Source organism: Frankia sp. CcWB2 (genome assembly GCF_977927585.1).
This window is the reverse complement of record NZ_CDWRCM010000234.1, coordinates 1-6,188: the sequence shown is the minus strand read 5'-3', so window position 1 is coordinate 6,188 and position 6,188 is coordinate 1. Positions and strand designations below refer to the sequence as shown.

The 6,188-nt window shown below is 64.9% G+C and carries 7 protein-coding genes and 2 pseudogenes; 5 read left to right on the top strand and 4 right to left on the bottom strand.

Translation table 11 applies throughout. From position 1 onward, the window contains the following. Together ACY45C_RS19135 and ACY45C_RS19130 are read right to left on the bottom strand one after the other, a co-directional pair. A pseudogene (locus ACY45C_RS19135) lies at positions 1-502 on the bottom strand (phenazine biosynthesis protein PhzE); the annotation flags it as partial. Between the two features lie 2 nt (positions 503-504). Continuing rightward, on the bottom strand, positions 505-1,023 hold the full coding sequence (locus ACY45C_RS19130) for a carbamoyltransferase C-terminal domain-containing protein (protein WP_462188949.1): 519 nt from the start codon (positions 1,021-1,023) through the stop codon (positions 505-507). Between the two features lie 225 nt (positions 1,024-1,248). Between ACY45C_RS19130 and ACY45C_RS19125 the strand changes: the two genes are divergently transcribed. The 5 genes and pseudogenes from ACY45C_RS19125 to ACY45C_RS19105 all read left to right on the top strand — a co-directional run bounded on the left by ACY45C_RS19125 (position 1,249) and on the right by ACY45C_RS19105 (position 4,902). Further along, positions 1,249-2,517 carry a hypothetical protein gene (locus ACY45C_RS19125; RefSeq protein WP_462188948.1) on the top strand — a complete coding sequence of 423 codons (1,269 nt, stop codon included), beginning with the start codon at positions 1,249-1,251 and terminating at the stop codon, positions 2,515-2,517. 294 nt (positions 2,518-2,811) lie between these two features. Beyond that, positions 2,812-2,949 (top strand): annotated as a pseudogene (locus tag ACY45C_RS19120) (FAD-dependent monooxygenase); the annotation flags it as partial. Further along, complete coding sequence (locus ACY45C_RS19115; protein ID WP_462188947.1) at positions 2,949-3,188, top strand: transposase; 240 nt, start codon at positions 2,949-2,951, stop codon at positions 3,186-3,188. The pseudogene ACY45C_RS19120 and the gene ACY45C_RS19115, both read left to right, overlap by 1 nt. Positions 3,189-3,331: 143 nt before the next feature. Next, complete coding sequence (locus ACY45C_RS19110) at positions 3,332-3,697, top strand: transposase (RefSeq protein WP_462188946.1); 366 nt, start codon at positions 3,332-3,334, stop codon at positions 3,695-3,697. A gap of 62 nt (positions 3,698-3,759) precedes the next feature. Then, positions 3,760-4,902 carry an IS3 family transposase gene (locus ACY45C_RS19105; RefSeq protein ID WP_462188945.1) on the top strand — a complete coding sequence of 381 codons (1,143 nt, stop codon included), beginning with the start codon at positions 3,760-3,762 and terminating at the stop codon, positions 4,900-4,902. A 186-nt stretch (positions 4,903-5,088) separates the two neighbouring features. Here ACY45C_RS19105 and ACY45C_RS19100 read toward each other — a convergent pair whose 3' ends face one another. Next, the gene (locus tag ACY45C_RS19100; protein ID WP_462188951.1) at positions 5,089-5,490 is read right to left on the bottom strand and encodes a barstar family protein; all 402 of its coding nucleotides are present in this window, start codon (positions 5,488-5,490) and stop codon (positions 5,089-5,091) included. Positions 5,491-5,605: 115 nt separating this feature from the next. Continuing rightward, on the bottom strand, positions 5,606-6,166 hold the full coding sequence (locus ACY45C_RS19095; protein ID WP_462188950.1) for a ribonuclease domain-containing protein: 561 nt from the start codon (positions 6,164-6,166) through the stop codon (positions 5,606-5,608). Between the last annotated feature and the right edge of the window lie 22 nt (positions 6,167-6,188).

Here is a 6,188-nt window from a genome sequence, read left to right as displayed (position 1 = left end):
CACCATCGAAAAAGCAGAAGGTGAGATATGCACCGAGCTCGTTGCGCACCAGTCGCCGGAAGACGGTCGCTGCCACCTCAGCGTTAAATCCCTCGATTCGCGTGAAACCACGTCGGGACAGAAGGAAGTTTGCCCCCTCGCCCCGGCAGATCTCGGCGTCGACGACCTGGCGGACGACATCCGCGTACTCGTCGTCGCTGAGATCAAACATGACCTCGCCGAGCGAGAATTCCGGTTCGGCCCCCGCCACCAATCCGTCGAGGTCCACCTCGCGGCAGTCTTTGGCCACAAGGGAAACCAGCGGCTCCCCGCCATCGTGGCAGACAAAGCCGCGCTCCCTCAGCTGCGCATATGGGACCATGGTGATGACCGCAGCGTTGAACGGCCGGGGCAGCGCCTCCAGCAGCGTGTTGTAATGGATTTCCCCTGTGGCGAGTCGGGTGACACCATCGATGTGGAACAAGCAGAACGGCGTCGCGTCGTCGAACTTCCCATCCCTCATTCTCAACCTTCCAACTTCGTGACGAGGTAGTCCTCGAGAACCAGGTAGTCGATACCCGTCCCGAGGAAGCAACGGAGGGCATCCTCCGGCGAGGATACTATCGGTTCCTCCGCCAAATTGAAGGAGGTGTTGATCAAGCAGGGCACACCCGTTGTCTGCTCAACGGCCTCAAGCAGGCGCGCAAGCCGGGGGTGCTGTGCCGGTGACACCGACTGGATGCGCGCGGTGCCGTCGACGTGGACCGCCCCGGGGACCAAGTCGCGATACTCGGCGCGGATAGGGAAGACGAAGGTCAGGTCGGGAGAGTTTGCCTTCTTGCCCATCTCGAAGATTCTCGGTGCCGCGTGTGCGCCGCCTGCCGACCCGCGTTGCACTGCGGGCTTTGTGAAAGGGAAGGCCGACTCAAGGTCCGCGCCCGCGACGGTCAGCCGGGGCTGTGCGAGGCGTGCTACCGCCGCACCCTGTTCGGTGTCTGCGACGCCTGCGAGCTGATCGGGAAGCTGGCCACGACCGGCGCCCACGGCGGACCCCGCCTGTGCACCCGCTGCCGAACCACGGCCACTCGCCGCTGCTCGCGGTGCGGACGCGATCGGCGGATCATCGCCACCTGGCCGATCGGTAGCGTCTGCGCCTCCTGCTACGCTTGGACACGCCGCCACCCCGCCCTCTGCCCCCGCTGCCGGCGCGCTCAGGTGCTCGTCGGTTTCGATTCCCAAGGCCAACGGATCTGTGGTCCGTGTGCCGGCTTGGACGTCGACTACGACTGCCCGGCCTGCGGCCGGGCCGGGTTCGTGCCCCGCGACGGCAGGTGCGAACGCTGCCTGGCCGCCCGCCGTGCCAACGAGTTGCTCACCGACACGAACGGCGCCATGTGTCCCGAGCTGCGCCCGCTGGCGACCGCTCTGGCAACCGCCGACGCGCCCGACGCCGTCCTGACCTGGCTACGCTCCGGCGGTTCTGCCGAACGGTTGTTCCTCCACCTGGCCTCGTCGGATGTTCCACCCAGCCACGAGCTGCTCGACACCTGGCCGCAGACCCTCGCTCTACACCGGCTGCGCCAGACACTCGTCCACGTCGGCGTCTTGCCCGACCGCGCCGACCACCTCGAACGCCTCGGCCCCTGGCTCGACAACCTCCTCACCACACAGCCCACCGTCCACAGCAGCCTGATCCGTACGTGGGCGCGCTGGGCGATCCTGCGCCGCGCCCGTCACCGGCTGCCCGCCCGGCCGTTCACCCCGGCCGCAGCCGGTTGGGCCCGCACCCGCATCCGCGCCGCGCTCCGCCTGCTCGCCTGGATCGACGATCGACAGACGACGCTCGCCGATCTCACCCAGGCCGACGTCGACCGCTGGCTGACTGAGCATTCGGCCGAGAGCGCCTACCCAGCCCGTGAGTTCCTGCATTGGGCGCGCAGCCGACGGCTCACCGGTGACGTGAGCATCCCGAAACGGCGACCCCGCCACATCGTCGCCGCGATCAGCGAAGACGACCGGTGGACCCACCTCCGTCGCTGCCTGCACGACACCACCCTGCCCCTGCCCGCTCGCGCGGCAGGCGCCCTCCTGCTGCTTTACGGCCTACCCGTCAGCCGGATCTCGGCGCTACACGCCGACCAGATCGACCGTGAGGGCAATCGGACCCTCCTCCGCTTGGGAGCACACCGAGTGCTTCTCCCTCCAGCGGTCGCCGACCTGCTACTCGCCCAACCCGACGCCGCCCGTCCCGTATCCGTTCTCGCTCGCAGCGCCCCGCCGGCCACGACCTGGCTGTTCCCCGGCGGCTTCTCTGGCCAACCGACTCGGGACGCGGTCTACCGGGCGCTTCGCGGCAACGGGCTGCCGCACGCCCGCCATGCCCGTAGCGCCGCGCTCATGACGCTCGCCGCGGACCTACCCGCCCCGATCCTCGCGGGCCTGCTCGACCTCCACATCGCCACCGCCGTCGCCTGGACCCAGCACGCCGCCCACGACTGGACCCTCTACCTCGCCGCACGGGACCGTCCTGAGCCCTAAAAGACGGCATACGACGCCCAGGAGACCGTCCAAGGGGATTGCGGCTTCCTACGCCGCGTGCCGCTTCGCGCGGAGGTCGTCCGTCCGCATTTGGAGGTTGAGGAAGAGCGCAATGGCTCTTCCTGCCATTTCTAATCTGTAGCACACCGGGGGGCTTGCGGCAAGACCCAGTTCATGCCGCAGAATCCGTGACCGAGGCGAGAACCCACGAGATTAGGAGCCGCGGAATGCGTGTGTTGTTGTCGATGGCGGGGTCGCACGGGAATGCGACGAAATACCCCGCAGGGGGAGCCGATGATGGACGCCGAAGTGATCATCGTGGGTGCCGGTCCGACCGGCCTGATGCTGGCCGCCGAGCTGCGCCTGGCCGGAGTCCGGCCGCTGGTACTGGAGCGCCAGCCGCTGCTCCGGGAGACGCCGAAGGCGAACGGATGAGGAAGTACCCCGATGAGCTGCGGGAACGGGCGATCCGGCTGGTGCTGGAGGCCAGGGCCGAGGCGGGGACGAGCGCGAAGGGTGCGTGCCAGCGGATCGGGGCTCAGCTGGGGATCTCGCCGGAGACGCTGCGGGTCTGGGTCGTGAAGGCCGAGGTCGAGGCGGGAACGAAGCCGGGTGTGCCGACTGAGGTGGCCGCCCGGCTGGCCAAGGTAAACATTCAGCTGGTTAAGTGATCTTGCTGTGGGTGGTGGTTCCCTATCTGTCAGCATGAGGTGAGGCAGGTTCCGGCCATCATCTTGTGACGGGGCGGGTAGGGAGGAAGTCGATCGTGGTGGTATCGGTGACGGCCAGGCGGGATCTGACCGATGATGGTCGGGTGGGAGATCGGGAGAGTGGTGGCCGGTCGCGGCCGGATCCGGAGGTCGAGCCGAAGGCGCGGCGGCGGTCGTTCACGGCGGCGTACAAGCTACGGATCTTGACCGAGTACGAGGCGGCTGCCGACGGGCAGAAAGGCGCGATCTTGCGCCGGGAGGATCTGTACTCGGCGCATATCGCGGAGTGGCGGAAGGCCCGTGAGGCGGGGGCGTTGGCGGGGTTGTCGAAGCCGAAGGGGCGCCCGCCGACCGATGAGCGGAACCGGGAGTTGGAGAAGCTGCGGGCGGAGAAGGAACGGTTGGAAAAGGAGCTGGCGCAGGCCCGCTTCGTGATCGATGTGCAGGGAAAAGTATCCAAGGGGACGTAATGAAGTAACAAATACGCGATCGAGAGCATCATCGCAGGTCACAGGCCTGTGGAGGATTCGAAATGCGCAAGTTATTTCATTTCGACTCCCAAGCTCTTGGAAACTCTCTCCGAGGGCATTCCCGAGATCAGCGAATCGCAGGAGTCGCCGCGGAAGCGGAACGGATAGTCGAGGACGGTGTCGCCGCGTTGTCCGGTGAGGTGGGGGTGGCGGCGGCGTGTCGGGCGATGGGACGGTCCCGGGCCACGCATTACCGTCGGCATCGGAAGAGCCCGGCTCCGGTGCGGCCGGCGCCGATCCCGCATCGGGAGCGTCGCCAGCCCGCGGCGTTGTCGGCGGCGGAGCGGGAGCGGGTGTTGGAGGTGTTGCACTCGCCGCGGTTCGTCGACGCCTCCCCGGACCAGGTGTGGGCGACGCTGCTCGACGAGGGGGTGTACCTGGCGTCTGCGCGGACGATGTACCGGCTGCTCGCCGAGCGGGGGGAGACCGGGGAGCGTCGCCGTCAGGCCACCCATCCCGCCCATGTGAAACCCGAGCTGGTCGCGTCGTCTGTGAACACGGTGTGGAGCTGGGATATCACGAAGCTCCACGGTCCGAAGAAATGGACGTACTTCTACCTCTATGTGATCATCGACGTGTACAGCAGGTATGTGGTCGGGTGGATGATCGCCGACCGGGAATCCGCCACTCTCGCGGAGGATCTCATCACCGCGAGCTGTGTCAAGCAGGGTGTCGGTCGGGAGCAGTTGACGATCAACGCGGACCGGGGTACGTCGATGACGTCGAAGACCGTCGCGTTGCTCCTCGCGGATCTGGGGGTTACCCGTTCGCATTCCCGACCCAGGGTGTCGAACGATAATCCGTATTCCGAGGCTCACTTTAAGACGTTGAAGTATCGGCCTGACTTCCCAGGGGTGTTCGACAGTCTTCAGGCGGCCCGGTCCTGGTGCCGGGACTTCTTCGACCACTACAACAACACGCACCGCCACTCCGGGATCGGCCTGCTCACCCCGGCGACGGTCCATCACGGCCTGGCTGGCGAGGTCCACCAGGCCCGCGCTGCCGTCCTGGGCGCCGCCTACGCGGCGCACCCCGAACGGTTCGTCCGCCGGCCCCCGGTGCCGCCGGCGCTCCCGGAACCAGTGTGGATCAACCGGCCTGTCGCCGACGAACCGACTATCCAGCAAGACCCAGCAGCAGGCTAGTTTCCGCAAGATCCTGCCTCAAACAGGTTGACGGGTTCCGCAGTGACGACGTCGACCTGAACGAACTCCCCGTGGTGCTCAGATTGTGATCAGGAGATCTGAGCACCACGGGTGTACCCTTTATTTAAATGCAGACTTCTGAAAACAGCTAATCGAGCACTTTACAAAGTTGGCTCCTATAGAGAACTAGGCTGGCAATAGGAGTGATAGCGGCACTCCGAGTGCAGAGTACAAATCCATTAGCTCCCTCTCCGTCAGTTCCGAGTCATGTAGAACTGCATGAAACGGGACTTTACGTTCGTCGATAGGGAAGCCGCGTGACTCGGGGAGCGCCCAAGCTGCACATGCGGACGAGATAATGTCGAGAAAAAGCGGGATCGACGGCCGCTGTCTCGATAGAAGCCTAGAGCTTTGCGAGACATACATGATATATGCCCCCGCCGGGGTCCAGCTCAGGTCCGTCAAGCATTCATATAGAGCATCCCAGTTGCGACCATAGTACTCGGGAAATTCAAACCTCTCGGAAAATTGATCATGCATTTCTGCCTCTGTGCTCATTCCTGCGCCGTCGATGCGTACCAGTCGCACACCGCTTCCACCTTCGTCGGCATCGTCGGGAGGTGTGGGCACTGTTCCACAGAGAATCCACGGGGGCTGCGGCGAAAGCAGCACTCGTGGCAGCCAATCATAGGCCACGTTTCACCTACTTGATCCGAGTAAATGTCCTGTAGTGATCACTAGTATAGTACGCGGACCCATCGCTTCCTGTGACGATCCTGGCGGCGCCGCGAGGCTTGGTGTTGTATACGTCCCACTCTCGATAGGAAACACCTCGGGGCAGCGCGCCGTTGCTGTTTTTATAGGTGGCCCCTCCCTTGTATCCCGGCAACGGTGAGCCCTTCGATGTAACTCGATTAAGAACCGTATTCACCTGTGGGGGAAGACGCTTGAGGTTAGCGCGGTAGACTGCTGCCCTTGCCGCGCCCGGAGCTGCCCGTGCAGCTCCTACCACAGCACGCGCAGTCGACGGAACGGCTCGGGCAGCCGATGGAACGGCCCGCGCAACTCGAAGCACAGTCCCCCATGACTGACCGTCGAGGTCCTGGAGGTTGTAGGGATCTTGGAGAGCGTACTCGTACGGGTTTGCGCTGCCTCCGAACACCGGATCTACAGATAGGAAGCGCCCAGTGGTCGGGTTATAGAGACGAGCACCCATTAGAAAGATGCCGGAGACTGTGTCTCGCGATCGGTGGAAACTACCCAGCCAGCTATAACGAGGGTAGGGA